Source organism: Streptomyces sp. enrichment culture, assembly GCF_964273255.1.
Lineage (GTDB): Bacteria > Actinomycetota > Actinomycetes > Streptomycetales > Streptomycetaceae > Streptomyces.
Map to the genome: position 1 here is coordinate 1,558,755 of NZ_OZ186835.1, position 19,742 is coordinate 1,578,496.

At 73.0% G+C, this 19,742-nt stretch carries 18 protein-coding genes; 7 read left to right on the forward strand and 11 right to left on the reverse strand.

The window, feature by feature from the left end; all coding sequences use genetic code 11:
- Positions 1-7: 7 nt before the first annotated feature.
- Complete coding sequence (locus ACSU53_RS06705; protein ID WP_437025537.1) at positions 8-916, forward strand: GHMP family kinase ATP-binding protein; 909 nt, start codon at positions 8-10, stop codon at positions 914-916.
- Positions 917-996: 80 nt separating this feature from the next.
- Here the strand turns inward: ACSU53_RS06705 and ACSU53_RS06710 are convergent, their stop codons facing one another.
- Genes ACSU53_RS06710 through ACSU53_RS06725 form a run of 4 tightly spaced genes read right to left on the reverse strand, consistent with a single transcriptional unit; the run spans position 997 to position 5,069 of the window.
- Positions 997-2,313 (reverse strand): FAD-dependent oxidoreductase, encoded by a 1,317-nt coding sequence (locus tag ACSU53_RS06710; protein ID WP_437025539.1) that lies wholly within the window; start codon positions 2,311-2,313, stop codon positions 997-999.
- A 31-nt stretch (positions 2,314-2,344) separates the two neighbouring features.
- Positions 2,345-3,055 (reverse strand): maleylpyruvate isomerase family mycothiol-dependent enzyme, encoded by a 711-nt coding sequence (locus ACSU53_RS06715; protein ID WP_437025541.1) that lies wholly within the window; start codon positions 3,053-3,055, stop codon positions 2,345-2,347.
- Positions 3,055-3,903, reverse strand: a complete 849-nt coding sequence (locus ACSU53_RS06720; RefSeq protein WP_437025543.1) for a fumarylacetoacetate hydrolase family protein — start codon at positions 3,901-3,903, stop codon at positions 3,055-3,057. The genes ACSU53_RS06715 and ACSU53_RS06720 overlap by 1 nt, the downstream gene beginning before the upstream one ends.
- Entirely contained in the window at positions 3,900-5,069 is a 1,170-nt protein-coding gene (locus ACSU53_RS06725; protein ID WP_437025545.1) for a cupin domain-containing protein, read from the reverse strand. The genes ACSU53_RS06720 and ACSU53_RS06725 overlap by 4 nt, the downstream gene beginning before the upstream one ends.
- A 126-nt stretch (positions 5,070-5,195) precedes the next feature.
- Between ACSU53_RS06725 and ACSU53_RS06730 the strand changes: the two genes are divergently transcribed.
- A complete protein-coding gene (locus tag ACSU53_RS06730; protein WP_437025547.1) occupies positions 5,196-5,972 on the forward strand; it encodes an IclR family transcriptional regulator in 777 nt (258 codons plus the stop codon).
- 76 nt (positions 5,973-6,048) lie between these two features.
- Here ACSU53_RS06730 and ACSU53_RS06735 read toward each other — a convergent pair whose 3' ends face one another.
- The 6 genes from ACSU53_RS06735 to ACSU53_RS06760 are packed head-to-tail and all read right to left on the reverse strand — an operon-like array spanning position 6,049 to position 12,827.
- Positions 6,049-7,785, reverse strand: a complete 1,737-nt coding sequence (locus ACSU53_RS06735) for a CocE/NonD family hydrolase (RefSeq protein ID WP_437025549.1) — start codon at positions 7,783-7,785, stop codon at positions 6,049-6,051.
- 17 nt (positions 7,786-7,802) lie between these two features.
- Complete coding sequence (locus ACSU53_RS06740) at positions 7,803-8,744, reverse strand: MBL fold metallo-hydrolase (RefSeq protein WP_437025551.1); 942 nt, start codon at positions 8,742-8,744, stop codon at positions 7,803-7,805.
- Between the two features lie 33 nt (positions 8,745-8,777).
- Entirely contained in the window at positions 8,778-9,701 is a 924-nt protein-coding gene (locus ACSU53_RS06745; protein WP_437025553.1) for an alpha/beta hydrolase, read from the reverse strand.
- 3 nt (positions 9,702-9,704) lie between these two features.
- On the reverse strand, positions 9,705-10,820 hold the full coding sequence (locus tag ACSU53_RS06750) for an FAD-dependent oxidoreductase (protein ID WP_437025555.1): 1,116 nt from the start codon (positions 10,818-10,820) through the stop codon (positions 9,705-9,707).
- 11 nt (positions 10,821-10,831) lie between these two features.
- Positions 10,832-11,788 carry a phosphotriesterase gene (locus ACSU53_RS06755; RefSeq protein WP_437025557.1) on the reverse strand — a complete coding sequence of 319 codons (957 nt, stop codon included), beginning with the start codon at positions 11,786-11,788 and terminating at the stop codon, positions 10,832-10,834.
- A 55-nt stretch (positions 11,789-11,843) separates the two neighbouring features.
- Complete coding sequence (locus ACSU53_RS06760; RefSeq protein WP_437025559.1) at positions 11,844-12,827, reverse strand: phosphotriesterase; 984 nt, start codon at positions 12,825-12,827, stop codon at positions 11,844-11,846.
- A 216-nt stretch (positions 12,828-13,043) separates the two neighbouring features.
- Here ACSU53_RS06760 and ACSU53_RS06765 point away from each other — a divergent pair, with 216 nt between their 5' ends.
- The 4 genes from ACSU53_RS06765 to ACSU53_RS06780 are packed head-to-tail and all read left to right on the forward strand — an operon-like array spanning position 13,044 to position 16,652.
- Positions 13,044-14,216: a cytochrome P450 gene (locus tag ACSU53_RS06765; RefSeq protein WP_437025561.1), complete on the forward strand. Its 1,173-nt coding sequence runs from the start codon at positions 13,044-13,046 to the stop codon at positions 14,214-14,216.
- Positions 14,213-14,401, forward strand: coding sequence for a ferredoxin (locus ACSU53_RS06770; RefSeq protein ID WP_362096549.1), 189 nt, complete (start codon positions 14,213-14,215; stop codon positions 14,399-14,401). The genes ACSU53_RS06765 and ACSU53_RS06770 overlap by 4 nt, the downstream gene beginning before the upstream one ends.
- Entirely contained in the window at positions 14,398-15,543 is a 1,146-nt protein-coding gene (locus ACSU53_RS06775) for an NAD(P)/FAD-dependent oxidoreductase (RefSeq protein WP_437025563.1), read from the forward strand. The genes ACSU53_RS06770 and ACSU53_RS06775 overlap by 4 nt, the downstream gene beginning before the upstream one ends.
- 11 nt (positions 15,544-15,554) lie before the next feature.
- Positions 15,555-16,652, forward strand: a complete 1,098-nt coding sequence (locus tag ACSU53_RS06780) for a LysR substrate-binding domain-containing protein (RefSeq protein WP_437025565.1) — start codon at positions 15,555-15,557, stop codon at positions 16,650-16,652.
- A gap of 457 nt (positions 16,653-17,109) precedes the next feature.
- Here the strand turns inward: ACSU53_RS06780 and ACSU53_RS06785 are convergent, their stop codons facing one another.
- Positions 17,110-17,718, reverse strand: a complete 609-nt coding sequence (locus tag ACSU53_RS06785) for a TetR/AcrR family transcriptional regulator (protein ID WP_437025567.1) — start codon at positions 17,716-17,718, stop codon at positions 17,110-17,112.
- Positions 17,719-18,057: 339 nt separating this feature from the next.
- Here ACSU53_RS06785 and ACSU53_RS06790 point away from each other — a divergent pair, with 339 nt between their 5' ends.
- Positions 18,058-19,692 carry an MFS transporter gene (locus ACSU53_RS06790; RefSeq protein WP_437025569.1) on the forward strand — a complete coding sequence of 545 codons (1,635 nt, stop codon included), beginning with the start codon at positions 18,058-18,060 and terminating at the stop codon, positions 19,690-19,692.
- Positions 19,693-19,742: the final 50 nt, after the last annotated feature.

Here is a 19,742-nt window from a genome sequence, read left to right on the forward strand (position 1 = left end):
GACTCGCGTGCGCACCGGAGTGGGTACCGCCCACGGCACCTTCGGCGAACTGCTGCAGGGCGTACTGCCGGAGAGGGACGGGGACTTCCTGGTCACCCTGCCGGTGGCGCGCTGGACGAGAGCGGTCTTCCGGCCGGACCCGGCGGCCACCGGCGTGGTGGTGCGGCCGGCCGGGAAGCGCAAGGCCCTGCGGCTGGCCCGCCTCCTGCTCGCCGAGGCCCCGCGGCCGGCCGGCGGGGTGCTCACGGTCAGCAGCCTGCTGCCGGAGGGCAAAGGGCTGGCCAGTTCGTCCGCCGATCTGGTCGCCACCGCGCGGGCCATGGGGCAGGCGCTCGGCCTGGCGATGCCCGCCGCCCGGATCGAGCGGCTCCTGGCCCGCATCGAGCCCACCGACGGCGTGCTGCATCCCGGCATCGTCGCCTTCCACCACCGCAGCGTGCGGCTGCGGGCGGTGCTCGGGTCACTGCCGCCGATGGCCGTGGTGGGCGTGGACGAGGGCGGCGCGGTCGACACGGTCGCCTTCAACCGCCTCCCGAAGCCGTTCACGGCGGCCGACCGGCGCGAGTACGCGCGCCTGCTGGACCGGCTCACCCTCGCCGTGCGCGCCCAGGACCTCGCCGCGGTGGGCCGGATCGCCACCCGCAGCGCGCGGATGAACCAGGCGCTGCGCCCGAAACGGCTGCTGGACCCGCTGTGCGAGATCTGCCGCGAGGTCGGCGGTCTGGGCGTCGCGGTCGGCCACAGCGGGACGGCCCTGGGTGTGCTGCTGGACACCGCGGACCCGGCGTACACCCACCGCGCGACCGCGGCGGCGCAGGCGTGCGCGGGTCTCGCGCACGGCGTGACGGTCTACCGGACGCTCGGCTTCTCCGGACCCGTCCGGCCCGTCGCCCCTCCCCCGCCGGTGCCCGCCTGAAAAAGCCGCCGCCCACGTCCCCGGCGGGGGTCGTGGGCGGCGGTGGGGGCGGCGCGGGGCCGGCGACGGGCGTCGAGGGTCTACGCCGCGTCGCTGCCGGTCGCCGCCAGGGCACCTCCCCCGGTCTCCTCAGGGGCGGCCGAGGACAGCGGGATCGGGGTGAACAGGGGCGGCTCCTCGTCGGGAGTCAGGGCGGTGGGACCGTACACCCAGTCGGTGAAGTGGTAGTCGTAGGTGTCCCGGGCCCGCATGATCGCGTTGCGGCGCAGCCGCGGCTCCCCGTCGAGGTGCCACAGTTCGCCCCAGGCGCGGGCGGTGGTCTGGACGCGGCGGCAGTGCTCCACCCGGACCGCCTGGTACGCGGCGAGCGCGTCCTCCCACGCGGGTCGGGTGCCCTCGGGGGCTGCCCCGGCCAGCCGCGCGTAGTGCTCGGCGAGCACCCAGCCGTCCTCGATGGCCATGATCGCGCCCTGCGCCATGTACTGCAGCGGCGGGTGCGCGGCGTCGCCGAGCAGGACGACGCGGCCGTGGACCCAGGTGTCGACCGGGTCCCGGTCGAACATCCGCCACCAGCGGTCCCGCCACATCAGCGGGATGCCCTTGCGCACGGGGTCGCAGGTCGCCTCGAAGGCGGCGTCCAGCTCGTCCGGGGTGCCCCAGTCCTCCTGGCCGGCCAGGGCCTTGGGCGACTCGAACACGGCGACCTGGTTGAACATGTCGCCGCCGCGCAGGGCGTACTGGACGAAGTGGCAGCGCGGGCCGACGTACACGGTGACGTCGTTCTCCGCGATGCCGTTGTCCCGGACCTGCTCGATCGGCACGGCCGCCCGGTAGGCGACGTAGCTGGAGCTGACCACGTCGTCGCCGATCAGCTTGGTGCGCGCCACGGAGTTCAGGCCGTCCGCGGCGATCACCAGGGGAGCTTCCTCGGTGCTGCCGTCCGCCAGGCGCACCAGGGCGCCGTCCGCGGTCTGCTCGTAGTCGACGACCGTGCGGTCGGTGAGCAGTTCGACCCCGGCGCGCTCGCAGGCGCGCAGGAAGATGCCGTGCAGGTCGCTGCGGTGGATGACCATGTACGGGAACCCGTAGCGGCGTTCCAGGTCGCGCAGGTCCAGCCGGGTCAGCTCGCTGGAGTCGAGGGCGTCGCGCATCACCATGGCGTCCGGCACGACGCCGAGTGCGCGGGCCTCGTCGAGGAGACCGTACTCGTCGAGGATGCGCGTGCAGTTGGGTGCGATCTGCAGGCCCGCGCCGACCTCGCCGAACGCCGGGGCCCGCTCCAGGACACGGACCCGCAGCCCCTGGCGGGACAGGGCGAAGGCGGCGCCGAGGCCGCCGATGCCGCCGCCGACCACGAGGACGTCGGGCCGCCCGGCGGGGGTGGGTTCAGGATTCATGATCGGTTCCTTACGGTTCGCGGACCCCTGGTCAGAGCCAGGCGCCCAGCGTGGGGGCGGGGCTTCCGTCGGCGGTGCGCGGCACGGCGCCCCGTCCGGTGAGGTAGGCCGCGAGGTCCGGCAACGTGCCCTCGACCAGGGCGGGTTCGCCGTCGCCGGGCAGGTTCCAGGTGGTGTCGCCGGCCGGCACCCGCAGGGTCACGGCCGGACCGGGGGCGGCGGAGCGCTTGGCCACGACGTCGTCGCAGAGGGCGGCCAGGAAGTCCTCCTGCAGGTCCCCGAAGGTGACGCCGGCCGCCAGGTCGACGGCGTGCACGCACACCTCCCGGGACCGCAGCCAGGGCACCTCGGTAGCCGGCACCGTCCTGCCCTGCGCGGTGACCACCTCGCGGCGCCACTGTTCGTCGCCGAGCGCGGCCATGCCCTCCTCCAGCGCCCGTGCCGAGGAACGCAGCCACGCGGTCAGCTCGGCGGCGGGCAGGGCCCGGCCCCGCTCGAGGCCGGCGGCGCGCTCCTCGGGGGAGGCGTACATGGGGGTGGGCTCGCCGGTGGCAGCCCAGTGGACCAGGTTGGACAGCGCCTCAGCGTTGGCGGCGACGTGGGCGGCCAGGTGGGCCCGGCTCCAGCCCGGCAGCGTGCTGGGTCCGGCGAAGGCGGCGGCGTCGAGACCGTCGGCGGCCTTCAGCAGCAGCTCCGTGCCGTGCCTGCTCCAGTCGCGGGCCTGGTCGAAGGTGCGGGCCATCAGGCGGACTTCTCCTTGACGACCGTGTTCTCCAGGCGGCCGATGCCCTGGATCTCGGTGACGATCCGCTCGCCGCCGAGGAGGTAGCGGGCGGGCTTGCGGGCGTGGCCGACGCCGCCGGGGGTGCCGGTGGCGATGATGTCACCGGGGTTCAGCCGGGTGATGGTCGAGACGTACTCGATCAGGTCGACCGGGTCGAACAGCAGGTCGCCGGTGGTGTCGGACTGCATCACCTCGCCGTCGACGGTGAGCGTGACGTCGAGGGCGGGGCGGACGCCGCCCGGCAGCTCGTCGGGGGTCACCAGGTACGGGCCGACCGGCGTGGTGGAGTCCCACATCTTGCCCTGGAGCCACTCGCGGGTGCGGAACTGCCAGTCCCGGCAGGTGATGTCGTTGAGCACGGTGAAACCGGCGACGGCCTGCTCGGCCTCCTCGCCGCGGGCCCGGCGCACGCCCTTGCCGACGACGACCGCGAGCTCGACCTCCCAGTCGAACTGCTCGGTCTCGCCGGGCCGGACGATGTCGTCGCCGGCGCCGATCAGAGAGTCCGCGAACTTGGCGAACAGGGTGGGGTGTTCGGGCAGGTCGCGGCCCATCTCCTGGATGTGGTTGCGGTAGTTGAGGCCGACGCACACCACCTTGGAGGGGGTCGGCACCACGGGGGCGAAGTCGGCGCCCGCCACCGGGTAGCTGGTGGCGCCGTCGGAGGTGACGGCGGCCGCGCGCCCGGCCCAGCCCTCCTCGGCGAGCAGGGCGCCCAGGTCGGGGGCGCCGAGGTCGACCAGGACGTCGCCGTCCAGCTTCACGGCGCGGGTGGTGCCGCCGGTGCGGAGGGTGGCGAGCTTCATCGGGTGGTTCCTTCCACGTGGGTACGGTCGAGCCGCAGGGCTTCGAAGATCGGCGAGTCGCTGAACCGGAACAGGTCCAGGGCGCCGGAGTCGGAGTCGGTGGACCCGGCCTCGGAACGGACCGAGAACGGCTGCCAGGAGGGGACGACGAACAGGTCGCCGCGGCTGACCGACCAGGTGGTGTCGCCGACGGTGACCGTGCCGGAGCCGTCGAAGACCTGGTAGACGGAGGACCCTGTCTCGCGCACCGGGGCCGTCTCGGTGCCGCGCGCGACGCGGTGCACCTCGGCGCGGATGGTCGGCAGGACGTCGGCGCCGGTCGCCGGGTCGGAGAAGCGGACGGCGGCGTGTCCCGGCTCGACGGTGCCCCCGTACCCCTCGGCCTCCAGGGCGAGCTGGTCGGCGAGGGCGCGGTCGGTGTGCTCCCAGCGGTAGGCGAGCAGCGGGGAGCCGGGGCCGGCCGGTGCGGCGCCGACCGGGCGCAGCCCGGGGTGGCCCCACAGCCGCTCGGAGCGCGAACGGTCGGGGGTGATGCGCTCGGCGTCGCTGATCTCGTCCCGGCCGAACTCGAAGAACTGCGACTCGCTCGTGTACTGGAAGGGGATGTCCAGTCCGTCGATCCAGGCCATCGGCTCGGACGTGGCGTTGTGGTGGGCGTGCATGTTCCAGCCGGCCTGCGGCAGGAAGTCGCCGCGCCGCATGGCCACCGGGTCGCGGCCGACGACCGTCCACACGCCCTCGCCCTCGACGACGAAGCGGAAGGCGTGCTGGGTGTGGCGGTGCTCCGGGGCGTCCTCGCCGGGCATCAGGTACTGGATGGCCGCCCACAGCGTCGGGGTGGCGAAGGGCCGCCCGCCGAGCGAGGGGTTGGCCAGCGCGATGGCGCGGCGCTCGCCGCCGCGGCCGACCGGAACCAGCTCGCCGGCCTGCGCGGCCAGTTCCCGCAGGCGCTCCCACCGCCACAGGTGCGGCAGGGCGCGGGACCGCGGGTGGGCCGGCATCAGGTCGCCGATCTCGGTCCACAGGGGGACCAGGAGTTCCTTCTCGAAGCCCCGGTACAGCTCTTCGAGGGCGGGGGTGACCTCGGGTTGCCCCTCCGCGGCCACGGCTTCGAGCCGGACCGGGGAACCCGTCACCGTGTCGTGGGCGAGGGAGGAGTGCGTCATGGCCCCAGGGTGCCGTGTGCCTCTCTGAAGAACATGCGAATTCTGCTGAGCAGAACGCATGAGAGGATGGCGGGAGACGGAGCGCCCGGCACCGGGGCGTCCACGACCTCCGGAAGGGCCGACGGGATGGACAAACCGCTCAAGACGCCGCCGCCCTACCCCATCGCCAGCGTGGACCACGCGCTGCGGGCGGCGACCGTGCTGCAGATGGAGGGCGGCGCGACCGTGTCGCAGATCGCCGAGCGGCTCGGGGTGGCGCGTTCGACCGCGCACCGGCTGCTGGCGATGCTCGTGTACCGGGACTTCGCCGTGCAGGGCGAGGACCGCGTCTACCGGGCCGGGCCGGTACTGGAACTCGCCGCGCACTCCCAGTCCTTCGTCTCCCGGCTGCGCGCGGTGGCCCTGCCGCACCTGCAACGGGTCGTCGACCTGCTGGACGAGACGGCGAACCTGATCGTGCGCACCGGGGACACGGCCCGTTTCATCGCCTCCGTGGAGTGCCGGCAGACCCTGCGGGTGGGCTCCCGGGAGGGCATGGTGTTCCCGGCGCACCGCACGACGGCCGGTCTGCTGCTGCTCGCCGACCTGTCCGACGAGGAGCTGAGGGACGTCTACGCACCGGAGCGGTACACCGACCGGCCCGGCGAGCGCCCCGACCTGGACGCGCTGCGCACGGAGTTGAAGCGGCTGCGCCGCAACGGCTGCGCCGTCAACCGGGAGCGGTCGGAACGCGGGCTGGTGGCGGTCGGCGTGCCGGTGCGCGACACCGGCGGCCGGGCGCGGGCGGGCCTGTCGGTGTCGATGCCGAGCGTGCGGTACGACCCGCAGCGGCTGCGGTCCCTGGTCGCCGTCCTGGACGCCTCGGCACGGGCCGTGGAGCGGGACCTGGCCGAGGCGGTGTGAGCCGCCGCGGCACCCGCGCGCGAAGGGCCGGCCGGGGGACGGTGTCCCCCGGCCGGCCCTGAGGCGTCCTGGGCCGCTACTGCGCCGCGCCGGTGGCGGGCGCCGTGGTGAACGGCAGCACCAGCCGGGACGGGTGGGCGGCGTCCCGGTAGATCTTGTGCGTGACCGGGCGGCCCACCGGCAGGTGGAAGGCGTCCGGCGGCAGCAGCGCGTTGTGCGCGTCCGCGAGCGGCTCGTTGTTGGACAGCTCCACCACCAGCCGGTGTCCCGGCAGGAAGGTCGCCGCGAACGGGTACAGCCGCAGCACGTACTCCTGGACCGTCCCCGGCTCCACCGGCACCGCGCGGGTGTGCGGATGGTACGGGTTGCCCTCGGTGGTGCGCTCCTCGTCGAGTTCGCGGTGCGACGCCTTGAGGTAGCCGCTGGTGATCAGCTGCCGCTTGCCGCCGGGGGCCTCGTCCCACAGGCGCAGGATGAAGTTGGTGTCGTCCTGGTCGATCTCCGCGAACAGGTGCGCCGCACCGGTGCCGATCAGCTCGGTGGGCTTCTCGAACGGCTCGGTGCGCCAGTCGAGGATCTCCACCCGGTCGGTGACGGTCAGCGGCGCCTGGTAGAAGCCGTCGGGGGCGGCGTGCTCGGCACCCATCGCCTCCGGTTCGAAGGACAGCTTGCGCCGGGGCCGCAGGTACAGGGACCTGTACTCGGTCTCCTTCGGCGGCCACTGCCCGGCGGTGACGACCTCGCGCGAGCCCTCCACGAAGACCTGCACGGCCGGCTCGTCCATGATCCCGTTGTCGACGCCCTTGAGCCAGTACTCGTACCAGCGGAACATCTTGTCGTGCTCCTCGATCCAGGGGCGCGACTGCATCGGGGGGTAGGAACCGATGTCCAGCTTCTTGGGGCCCTTGAGGACGTCGAACAGCTCGATGTGGCCGTCGACGGTCCAGCCGCGGCCCTGGTCGATCTGGAGGTAGACCGGGATGTCGATGTTCCGGGCCAGGTTGACCGGGTTGCGCTCCTCGTACCAGTCGCCGTCGAGCGGGTTCATCACGATGTCGAACCAGAACTCACGGTTCTTGGGGTACTTGAGGACGTGCACCAGGTTGGGCCAGGCCGCCACGTCCGGGTCGCGCAGCCGCTCGTCGACCAGCTTCCTCAGCTCCTCGGGCGAGTACACCTCCTGCATGCGGGACCTGACGTTCGTGTGGGCGATGCCCGAGTCGCCGCCGCGTCCCTCACGGGCGGCACGCGGCATGAACCACATGACGCCGCCGTGGTACGTCGTCTCGTAGAAGTCGTAGTGGCCGCCGCTGACGAAGATCGCCTTGAGGTGCGGCGGGCGTTCGGCGGCGGCGAGCACCTGCATGGAGCCGAAGTAGGAGATGCCGATCATGCCGACGTTGCCGTCGCACCACGGCTGCGCGGCGACCCACTCGACGACGTCGTACAGGTCCTGCCCCTGGGAGACCCCGCCGAAGTTGTAGTTGCCGATCATGACGCCGCCGGAGTCGCCGGTGCCGCGCATGTCGCCGATGACGTGGACGTACCCCTCCTTCACCACGCGGGCGATGTCCCCCGCCTCGATGCAGCCGTCCCACATGGGGCTGGGCCGCAGCTGCGGGGGCGTGGTCAGGGCGAGGGCCTGGAGCTCCTTGCCGTAGGCGCTCATCGCGATCAGGGCCGGGCGGGGGGTGTCGTCCTGACCGTGGTAGGCGTCGACGGCGAGCTCGACGCCGTCGCGCATCGGGACCCGGAGGTCCTTGCGGACGGCGATGGTCTGCTCGCCCGCCCGGATGGTCTGGAGGTCGGTCATGACGTGGTGCTCCTGTGTCACGGGGTGCGGTCGAAGTGCGTGCGGTAGCCGGCCAGCGTGGTGAAGAACGGCGACGGTTCGAGGGTGGGGTCACCGGTGTAGCCGAGTTCCTCGGCGACAGGCCCGAACGGCGAGTACGGCGAGTCCGTCTCCCTGAGGCCGGCCCGCAGGCAGTCGCAGGCCGCCCGGGCGACCCGGCTCTCGATGTCGAGGCTCTGGGTGAGGGCCTGGCGGGCCTCGTCCTCGTCGAGTTCCACTCCGTAGGGCGTGCCGTCGGCACGGCGGTAGGGGTGCCCGAGGTAGAGGTGCCGCGGGCGGACGGTGTCGCGCAGGTGCTCCAGGCCGGCGCGGTAGGCCCCCGGGTCGGTGTAGCCGGGGAAGCCGTTGGCCGCGCCGTGCACCTGGACGGCGTCCCCGGTGAACGCGGCCCGCTGCCCGTCGAGGACGTAGGCGACGGAGCCGGGCGTGTGCCCGGGGACCGCGTGCACGGACACGGTCACCCCGCCGCCGAGGGACAGGGTCTCACCGCCCCGGACCAGCAGGGTGGGCTCCGTCTCGCCGGAGATGACGGCGTCGGCCGCGGCCGCCACCTTCGCCTCGCCCTCCGGGTCGCGCAGATAGCGGCCGCGCCCGGCGGCGTACTCCGCCACATGGGCCCGGCGCGAGCGGAGGAAGGGCGCGTCGGCCTCGTGGATCACCACCTGGGCGCGCCGGCCGGTCATCTCCCAGAGGGCGAACGCCCCGCCGACGTGGTCGATGTGACCGTGCGTCAGCAGGATCCAGCGCACGTCCTCGATGCGCCGCCCGATCGCCTCCAGCGCGGGCGCCATCCCCTCGGCGGGGGACGAGGCGATACCGGTGTCGACGATCGCGGGCTGGGGCGCGTCGATGTAGAAGCTGTAGAGCCCGAACCGGCCCCATGGCGAGACCAGGGGGTGGACGGGGACTGCTCGCGTCATGCTGCTTCCGCTCCGCTCGTTCCGGGTGGCCGGTCAGGACCGGCCGAGGAAGTCCCGCGTCTCCGCGAAGACCCGGTGGTACTCGGGGATCCAGGAGAAGTGCTGGACGAAGCCGTGGCCGGCGCCCGGGTAGCGGCTCACCGTGGCCTCCACCCCGGCTTCGCGCAGCCGCTGCCCGTACAGCTCGCCCTCGTCGCGCATCGGGTCGAACTCGGCGGTGACCACGAGGGCCTTCGGCAGACCGGTGAGGTCCTGCCGCTTGACCGGTGAGACCAGCGGGTCGGCGGGGTCGGCGCCGCTGTCCAGGTAGAAGGCGTTGAAGGGCTTCAGCCCCGCCGTCTCCAGGCCGTAGCCGACGGCGTTCTCCCGCAGCGAGGCGTAGCGGCCGGTGTCGAAGTCCAGGTCCAGGGAGGGGTAGTAGAGGATCTGGTGGGTGATCCGGTCGAAGCCCTCGTCGTGTGCGCGGGCCGCGACGGCGGCGGCGAAATTGCCGCCGGAGCTGTCGCCGGCGACGGCGAGGGTGGTGCCGTCCCAGCCCAGTTCGTCGCCCTGTCCGGCGACCCAGCGCACGACGGCGTGGCAGTCGTCGAGGCCGGCCGGGAAGGCGGCCTCGGGGGCCCGGCGGTAGTCCACGGAGACGACCTTGTGGCCGGTCTCGGCGGCCAGCGACCGCGCCACGTGGTCGTGGGTCTCCAGGCTGCCGAGGAAGAAGGCGCCGCCGTGGAAGTAGACGATCACGCCGTGGCGTTCCGCGGCGTCCGGGGTGTAGATCCGCACGGGCACGTCCCCGGCGGCGGTGCGGGCGGTGACGTCCTCGACGGCGTGCAGGGGCAGCCGCTCCTCGGACGGGGCGGCCTGCGCCTCCTCGGCGGCGCGCAGGGCGACGGGGTCGAGCGGGCCCTCGGGAGGGGCGGGCAGGCTCGCCAGGACCTTGGCGATCTCGGGGTGCAGAGGCATGGGTTACTCCTGGGCCGCGGCGGCCGCGGGCTTCTGTCCGGGGAAGACCTCGTCGATCTCGTCCTCGCTCCATCCCTGGCGCGAGATGCTCTGGAGCTTGTCGGTCACCGGCTTGCGGGTGGCCTGGTAGAGGGCCAGCGCCTCCTTGACGGAGTCCGCCTCGCGCAGGGCGTCGGCGAGCGCGCCGCCGTCCTCGATGGCGGAGTTGGCGCCCTGGCCCTGGTGGTGCAGCATCGAGTGCGCCGCGTCGCCGAGCAGGACGACGGAGTCGGAGTGCCAGGTGTCGACGGGGTCGATGTCGTAGACGCCGCGGACGTTGACGGTGTCGAGGTCGAGCCCGCGGGTGATGGAGACCAGGCGCTCGTCGAAGCCCTCGACGGTCTTCAGCATGTCCTCCCGGGTCACCCGCGGGTTCCAGGTGGGGTCCGGGCACAGGGCGGTGATGTCGAAGGAGACCTGGCCCCGGTGGCGCAGCGGGAGCAGGTAGATCTTCGTGCCCTTGCCGATGTACATCCGCAGGTTGTCGTCGACGACCATGCCGTGGGCGTCGTCCACGGAGATGACCGCGCGGTAGGCGCGCTCGCCGGAGAAGACCGGGCCCTGGTCGCTGAACAGCCGGTCCCGCACGACCGACTTGATGCCGTCGGCGCCGACGACCAGGTCGGCCTCGACGGTCCTGCCGTCGGCGAACGTCAGGACGGAGCGGTCGCCCTTGTCCTCGACGGCCTCCAGCTTGTGGCCGAGGTGCACCATGCCCTCGGGGAGCACGCCCAGCAGTGCCTCGATGAAGTCGCCGCGGTGGATCAGGTGGGTGTGGGTCTGCTCGCCGTCGGCGGGCCACGCCTCCTTCATGATCGGGTCACCGGTGGCGGTGAGGATCTCGAAGTACTCGCTCGGGGAGCTGACCTTCGCGATCGCGTCGAAGATGCCCCACTCGCGGAAGCGGTTCATGGTGGACGGGCGCAGGCCGATGCCGGCGCCGACCTCCCGGATGCGGGTGGCCTGTTCGTAGACGTCGACCCGGGCGCCGAGCAGGCTCAGCGCTTTGGCGGCCGCCGCGCCGCCGTAGCCGGCTCCGACGACGGCGATCTTCAGGTTCTTGAGGTCCGAGAGCTGCATGGTGGTTCTCTCTACTTCTGGAGGGTGAGGAAGGCGGCCGGGTTGTGGACGAAGATCGTCTCGATGGCGGCCTCGTCGAGACCGGCGGCACGGAGGTCCGGAATGAGGTCCTCGAAGATGTAGTTGACGGTGTGGCCCTTGACGCCGGGCCAGCCCAGCGGGCTGCAGTTGGCGTCGGCGGAGGCGAGGACCTGCCCGATCCTGCGGCCGCCGTCGATGAACCGCAGGAAGTGGTCGAGGCGCTCCTTGCGGGGGCGGGCCCAGAAGGGCGGGTCCGGGAGTTCGGTCTCGTAGCCGAAGGTGTCGAAGCCGATGCGTCCGCCCTGCTCGGCGATCCACACGTCGCGGGTCCTGTCGGCGTTGACCCCGTCGTCGACGTGTCCGAACAGGACGCGGTCCAGGGGGAGTCCTTCCTCGCGGAAGATGGAGATCGCATTCTCGGCGTCGATCGCCAGGTGGGTGAGGATGGGCACGCCCGTGGTGAGCGCGGCGCGGGCGGCGGCCCGGTAGATGCGCTTGTCGAGGTCGGTCATGCGACCGCCGCGGCTGACTCCGACCTTGATGACGCCGGCGAGGCTGCCGGTGTCGCCGATGCCGACGGTGATCTCGTGGACGAACTGCCGCATCAGGTAGTCCACGTCGGCGCGGGCGAAGTGCGGCAGCGCGGTGTCGCCGCCGACGAAGCCGGTGCAGGCGACGATGTGGACGCCGGTCTTGGCGGACAGCGACTTGTAGTAGTCGACGTCACGGCCGTTGCAGATCCCGGTGGCGTCGACGAAGGTGCCGCCGCCGTACTCGTGGAACGCGCGCAGCTTGGGGACGGTCTCCTCGTACCGCTGCTCGGGGGTCTTCCACCACGTCGTGTCCAGCTCGGAGCCGGGCATCCCGTAGCCGATGTGCTCGTGGACGGCCACGAGCCCCAGTTCCTCGGCCGGGACCGCCCCCAGGACGGTGTTCACTCTCGACACAGCACTCACCTTTGAATGAAGAAGCCTGAAGCCTGACGGTCGTTCGGGCGGACGCTCAGCGCGCCGGTCGCACCGACAGCAGTGCGCGCGGGTTCGTCTCGAGGATCCGCCGCGTGTCCTCGTCGCCGAGTCCGCGCGCCTTCAGGAGCGGGACGAAGACGGTGAGAACGTGGCTGTAGGGCAGGTCGTTGCCGGTGTGGCCCTTGGCGACGCCGGTGGCGCCGGTGGACAGCAGGACGCGGTCGGCGAACCCGGCCGCCACCAGCTCGGCGACCAGGGCGGCGCGTTCGGCGTCGGTGAGGTGGTCCTCGTCCTCGGTGCCGACGTGGTCAAGGGCGACGCGGGCACCCCGGCGGGCGACCTCCAGGGGGGCGCCGGCGGCGGCGAGGTCCCGGCGGTCGAGTCCGCCGACGACGACCCGGTCGGCGGGCAGCTTCTCGTCGAGGACGACGTCGAGGTCGTGCAGGGCGTCGGCGCCGGGGCGGACGGAGACGGCGACGCCGGTGGCGAGTCCGGCGCGGGCGGCGCCGCGGAACAGGCTCTCGTCGGTGGCCGTCATGCCCTCCCGGGTGGCGGCGGTGGCCACCAGTCCGGCGGCGCCACGCCGCTCCACCCGGGGGACGACCATGCCCTCGGTGACCTCCCGGGCGAACAGATCGGCGAACTTCTCGGCCGGCCACGGCGTCGGCGGGTTGGTCTGCGGGGTCAGGAAGTAGCCGCCGAGGAGTTCCTCCGGGCCCTGGCCGGTGGAGGCGACGATGTGCACGCCGGTCGCGCGGGACAGGGTCTCGTACAGCCGTACGTCCCGGCCGTGGAACATGCCGGTGCTGTCGACGAGGGTGCCGCCGCCGTGGGCGCGGAAGTCCTTCAGCTTCGCGGCGAGGAGCTCGTAGATCTCGGCGCGGTCGAGGGTGACGTCGAAGGCGTGCTCCGCGCCGGGCACCACGGACAGCAGCGCCTCGTGGATCGCGACGACGCCCAGTTCCTCGGCCGGCACCGGGCCCAGGACGGTGTTGACGGTGGTGCTCTCGACGCTCATGGCTGCCTCACGTGTCCGGGGTGGGGTGCGCGGCACCCGGTGGGTGCGGTCACCGTAGCCATTCGGTTTACACGGCGTCAATGAAATGAACGCATAGAAAAAATATTGCACACTTCCCTGATCCGGGCTCGTGACCAGCGATCATGCGTCGCATGCATGTCGGATCATGCAGAACATTCACTTGCCGAATGGGTGCGGGCTCCCTTCACTGAGGGCATGAGCACCCCACCCACTTCGGACCTCGACCTCTTCGCCGACGAGGTCCTCCTCGACCCGTACCCCGCCTACGCCGCGCTGCGGGACCTCGGCTCCGTCGTCCACCTGCCGGAGAACGACGTCTACGCGCTGACGCGCTACGACGCGATCCGGGGCGCCCTGGCGGACTGGGAGTCCTTCTCCTCCACGTCGATCGGATTCAATCCGGCGGTCAACGAGGCACTCACCGGAACCTCGCTCGCCTCCGACCCGCCGGTGCACACCCAGCTGCGCGCCACCCTCACCGAGAACCTGTCGCCCCGCGCGCTGCGCGGTCTGAAGGGGCAGATCGAGGCCAAGGCGGACGCCCTGGTGGCCGCCCTCGTCGAGCAGGGCTCCTTCGAGGCGATCGACGCGCTCGCCCGGGCGTTCCCCCTGGAGGTCGTCGCGGACCTGATCGGCTTCACCGGCGAGGCGCGCGACAACATGCTGCGCTGGGGCCAGGCCGCCATGCAGGTCATCGGCCCGATGAACCAGCGCACCGCCGAGAACTTCCCGATCGCCGGCGAGCTGTACGCCTGGTGCTCCCAGGTCAGGGCCGCCGACCTGGCCGAGGGCTCCGTGGGCCGCGGCATCTTCCACGCCGAGGCCCGGGGCGACATCCCCGCGGGCACCGCCGGACACATCATCCACCAGTACCTCGGGGCGGGCGTCGACACCACGATGGCCTCGATCGGCAACATCGTCGCCCTGTTCGGGAAGCACCCCGACCAGCTCGCGCTGATCCGCGAGGACCCCTCGCTGGTGCCGAGCGCGTTCAGCGAGGTGCTGCGCTACTGGGCCCCGATCCACGCCTGGGGACGCCGCGTCACCCGGGACGTCACCGTCGACGGCACCCTCATCCCCGAAGGGGCCCAGGTCGCCGTCCTGTTCGGCGCCGGCAACCGCGACCCCCGGCACTACGAGAACGCGGACGCCTTTCTCGTCGAGCGCAACCCGATCGACCACCTGTCCTTCGGGTACGGGCCGCACGGCTGCGCCGGCCAGGGGCTCGCCCGCCTGGAGGCGCACGCCGTCATCGACGCGCTGTCCCGTCGCGTGGAGCGCCTCGTCCTGGGCCCGGAGGACCGCGTCCCCAGCAACATCACCCGCAGCATCGAGAAACTCCCCGTCCTGGAGGTGGTCCCGGCATGAACATCGTTCTCGACCGCGCCCGTTGCGAGGGGCACGGCCTGTGCGAGGAGGCCGCCCCGCAGCTCATGCACCTGGACGACGACGGCGAACTCGTCCTGGACCGCCAGCCGGCGGACACCGCGGACGCCGCCGCGGCGAACGCCGCCGTCCGGGTGTGCCCGGTCGCCGCGCTGAGGCTGGCATGAGCACCGCCACCCTGCGGCGCGTGGTGGTGGTCGGCAACGGCATCGCCGGGCTCACCGCGGCCGACACCCTGCGCGAGAGCGGCTTCGACGGCGAGCTGACGATCATCGGCGACGAGCCGCACCCGGCGTACAGCCGCCCGGCCCTGTCGAAGGCGCTCCTGCTCGACGGTGAGGACCTGACCGCGCACGAGCTGCCGCCGGCCGCCCACGGAGCCACCGAGCTGCTGGGCGTCCGGGCGACCGGGCTCGACCCGGACCGCCGCCGCGTCCGCCTCGACGACGGAACCGACCTGCCCTACGACGGGATCGTCCTGGCCACCGGCTCCCGGGCCCGGCGGCTGTCCGCGCTGGACGGGGAGATCACCCTGCGCGGGCTCGACGACGCGCTGACGCTGCGCGGCCGGCTGGCCGGCCGCCCGTCGGTCGTCGTGGTCGGCGGCGGTCCGCTCGGCATGGAGATCGCCTCGGGCTGCCTCGCCACGGGGTGCGAGGTCACCGTCGTCTCCCAGGGGCTGCCGCTGACCGTGCAGCTCGGCCCATACCTGGCCGGCGTCTTCGTGACGGCGGCGCGGGAACAGGGGCTCACGGTCGTCGACACCGCTTCGGCCCGCCTGGAGGGGCGGGGGGAGGACAACCCGCGGGTGGTCCTCGCGGAGGGCACGGTGCTGGAGGCGGACCTCGTGGTGTCCGCCGTCGGCGACGTACCCAACACGGAGTGGCTGGACGGCACGGGACTCGTGAAGCGGGGCGTCGTCCCGGTGGACGCGCGCGGGCTGGCCCGGCCGGACATCGCCGCCGCCGGTGACCTCGTGGGCCTGCCCACCCCGTCCGGTCCGCGCCGCATCCCGCTGTGGAGCAGCGCGATCGAGCAGGCGAAGTGCGCCGCAAGGGCCCTGGTGCAGGGCGCGGACGCGCCTGCGCTGGCGTTCCAGCCCTACTTCTGGACCGAGCAGTTCGGGCTGAACCTCAAGGCCGTCGGCCCGCTGCCGCCGACCGGGGACCCCGTCCTCGTGGACGGCGAGCCCGGGACCGGCCGGGCGCTCATGCGCTGGCAGCACGCCGACGGCATCGGCCTCGCCGCGGCGCTCAACTACCGGATCCCGATCCCGCGGCTGCGCCGGCTGAGCGAGTCCGCCGCGTAGCATTCCTGGCCATGGACGAGGCCGAGAACCGCGCGGAGGACGACGCGGCGGACGACGCGCGGGACGGTACGGGGGCCGGTACGGGGGCCGGGGCACCGGGCGGCACAGGCGATCAGGCGGAAGGCGACCGCGCGGACGGCACGAGGGCCGACGCGGAGGTTACGGGGGCCGGAGCACCGGACGGCACGGGGGCCGGGGCGGAGGGCGCCGCGGGTTCGTCGCTGGACCGTCTGGCCTCGGTCAACCTCAACCTGCTGGTGCCCCTCCTCGCGCTCCTGGAGGAGCGCTCGGTCACCCGTGCCGCGGCGCGGGTCGGCCTCTCCCAGCCCGCGATGAGTCACGCCCTGGCGCGGATGCGGCGGCTGCTGGACGACGACCTCGTCGTCCGGCAGGGGCCGGGCGTCACCCTGACCCCGAAGGCCACCCAGCTCCTGGCCCCGCTGCGCAGCGTGCTGCAGCAGACGGCGCACATCGTCGACCTGCCCTCCTTCGACCCCGCCACGGACCACCGGGTCGTCACGGTGGCCATGACGAACAGCACCGCCTTCGTCATGGGCCCGCACCTCATCCGGCTGGTCTCCGAACGGGCGCCGGGCGTGACCCTGCGGCTGCGCACCATCACGGTGCCCACCGAGGCGACCTTCACCGACCAGGGCGTCGACGTCGTCCTCATCTCCGAGGCGCACTTCGCCCCGCACCCGCGCGAACGTCTCTACGACGACCGCGTGGTGGTCGTGGCCGGCGCGGACGCCCGGCCGGAAGAGAGCACCCTGGACCTGCTGACGGGCCGCCCCCACATCGTCGTCGACACCGAACGGCGGGTGTTCCCGTACTCGGTGCTGGAGGACCACGGAGTCCCCTACCGGGTCGGCCTGCGGGTCTCCGACTTCCTGCTCGTGCCGGTCCTGGTCGCCCGCGCCGGGGGCGTCGCCCTCTTCCGGTACCGGGTCGCCGCGGCCATGCGGACGCTGGCCGACCTGCGGATCGAGGAGTTCCCGTTCCCGCTGCCCGGTCTCGGGATCGACATGGTGTGGAACCCGCGCTCGGGCGACCAGGAGTTCGTCGCCTGGTTCCGCACCCTGCTCCGGGACGCCGCCGCGCAGCTCTGACGGGCGCCGGTGACGCCCTGGAACCCCGGGCAGGGGCGGGATGGCTCGCGCCGCCGCCCCGGGGCGCCCGGCACTGCCCCGGGCGCCCGGGGCCGCCCTGGGTGCCGGCGGCTGCTCCGGGTGCCGGCCGCTGCTGCGGGTGTCGGCGGCTGCTCCGGGCGCCGGCGGCTCGCCGGGGCGTGGTGCGGCGGGACGGGGCGCGTGGTGGGGCGGGCGGGGACCTGTGGCGCGGTGTGGCGGGACGGGGCCTGTGGCGCGGTGTGGCGGGACGGGGCCTGTGGCGCGGTGCGGCGGACGAATCGTCGTGGGCCGGGTGGGACCGGCCTGAGCGGCTCGGTGTGCGGCAGGCCCGCTGAGAGGCCAGGCCACGCGAGGCCCGGTGAGAGGCCACACCAGGCCCGGTGAGACCCGGTCAGGTCGAGTCAGGCCAGGGCAGGGCAGGCCCGGTCAGGTCAGGTCAGGTCAGGAGCCGTACCCAGCTCTCGCCGAGTTCGTCCAGCATCTGGTCCCGGCTGAGCTTCCAGTCGGCGCGGTGCCAGTTCTGGGCGACGAAGTCCAACTGGGCCATCGCGAGGACGCCGCGGAAGCGGCGCTGGTGCGGTTCGAAGCGGCCCGCGCGGTCCAGACCGTCCTCGATGTCGCTGATCGCCTCCTCCAGCCAGCCCTCCACCAGGTCGGTGAGCTCCGGATCGACCACGGCGGCGGCGCGCCCGGCACGGATGATGGGCCGGATGTCCGGCCACCGCTCGGCGGTCTGCCGCAGCCACGCCGCGATCGCCTCCGGTGTGCCCTCGGCGACGGTCGCGACCAGGTCGTGGGCCGTGGAACCGTGTTCGGCGGAACGGACCCGGCGCAGCGCCTCGTTGAGCCGCTCGTCGATGAGCGCCCTCATCAGCTCGCTGCGGGAGGGGAAGTACGCGTAGAAGGTGACGCGCGTGGTGCCCGCGGCGGTCGCGATGTCGTCCACCGTGGTGCCGGCGTACCCCTTCGCGTCGAAGAGTTCGAGCGCCGATTCCAGCAGCAGACGGCGCGTCATCTGCTTGTGCGCTTCACGAAGGTTCGCCATGCCCCGGATCCTAACGCGCGGCTCTGCCCGCCGAACGGGCGGACCGACACCACTCCACACGTTACGTAAGCCTTCCTTACAGACTGTGCAGGGCGGGCGGCCACGAACCGGTCCGCCCCCTGAGGCGACATGCGGAAACCTTGCCTTACGGAGCAGTTGCTTACTTTAGGGCATGCTCAAAGCATTGACGCCACGTAAAGCCAATGCCATTCTCCACGGCATCACGCCCGACCCGCTGTCGTGCCCTTCCCCCACCGCGACCGCCGGGCTGTCGCCTCACGGCTCTCCAGGCTCCCGTTCCCGGGACGCCCTCTTTCCCCAGCCATGGAGATCACAGCAATGACCGTCAACAACGGGACGTCGACGTCCCAGGGCCCAACCGCGGGGGCTGTCCGGATGCCGGGCTACGCGGGCACGCTGGCCGCCGCCTGTGGCGCGGTGTTCGTCGCCCAGGTCGCGAACGCGCTGCCGGCCTCGCTGAACGGACTGTTCCAGCAGGACCTCAACACCCACGGATCCCAGCTCACCTGGATCACCGCGACCTTCATGATCGCGGTGGTCTGCTTCGAGTTCACCTTCGGTGTCCTCGGTGACCTCTTCGGCCGCCGGCGTCTGGTCGTCGCCGGTACCGCCCTGGTCGTGGCGGGCAGCTCCGTGGCCGCGCTCGCGCCCACCGTGCAGGTCCTGTGGGTCGGTGCCGCCCTCAACGGCCTCGGCGCCGGAGCCATGTTCCCCGGCTCGCTGACCGCGATCACCGCGGTCACCCGCACCAAGCGGGAACGCGCGCACGCGGTCGCCCTGTGGAGCGGCTTCCTGTCGGCCGGTGCCGCCCTCTCCCCGCTGCTCGGCGGCATGTTCGCCAAGGTCGGCTCGTGGCGCGGCTCGTTCTGGGTGCTCGTGGGGCTCGCCCTGGTCAGCATGGTGGTCACCGCCCTGCTGGCGACGGAGTCCAAGGCCCCCGAGGGCCGCAAGCTGGACGTCCCGGGCCAGATCACCTTCGCCCTCGGCCTGATCCTCGTCCTGTACGGCGCCGTCGAGGGCCCCGAGTCGGGCTGGACCACCCTGCCCGTCATGCTCGCCTTCGGCCTCGGCGCCTGCTTCCTGGCCGGGTTCGTCCTGGTGGAGCTGGGTGCCGAGTCACCGATCTTCGACCTGAAGCTGTTCCGCAACCGGGCCTTCACCGTGTCGTCCGTCGTCGCGGTGATCGGCATGCTGGCCTTCCTCGGCGCCTGCTTCGCGACGAGCATGTGGCTCGGCCCCGTCCAGCACCAGGACCCGCTCCGCGTGGCGGTGCCCTTCCTGCTCCTCCAGGGCCCCGCCTTCCTGCTCATCCCCGTCGTCTCGCGCCTGCTGCACCGGGTCGCCCCGGCCTGGCTGCTCACCTCCGGGTTCCTGGTGATGGCGGCGGGCTGCCTGCTGGCCACCCGGCTCGACGTCACCGACACGAGCCTCGGCGCGTTCGTCGCCCCGGCCCTGCTCATCGGCGTCGGCTTCGCCTGCACCGTCAGCTCGGTGACGGCCGTGGCGCTGAACAGCGTCCCGCTGCACCTGGCGGGCATGGCCAGCGCCACCACCAACATGCTGCGCGACCTCGGCTTCGTCCTCGGTCCCGTGGTCGTCAGCGCCGTCGCCCTGAGCAACGCGGGCTCGGCCTTCATGTCCGGCCTCGCCGGCGCGGACCTGCCCGCCGACCAGATGGCCGCCGCACGGCAGATCGCCGAGGCCGGCGGACCCATCGCCGTGAACAGCCTGCCGCCGGGCGCCCCCGGCTCCGCCGCCCACGGTGTCGCCCTGGAGGCCCTGGGCAGCGGCTTCCACACGGCCTACCTGGTGTGCGGGGTGGCGGCCCTCGTCGCCGCGGGCCTGACCGCCTTCGGCATGCTCGGCATCCGCTCGGAGCGCTCCACCGAGGAGGCGGCCCAGGCCGCCTCGGCAGCCGGCCACGACGGCACCCCGGCCCCGGCAGCGGTCTGAGTCACACCTCGTCCGAGCTGTACCGTCCGGGCCGCGGGCCGCGCCGTGCG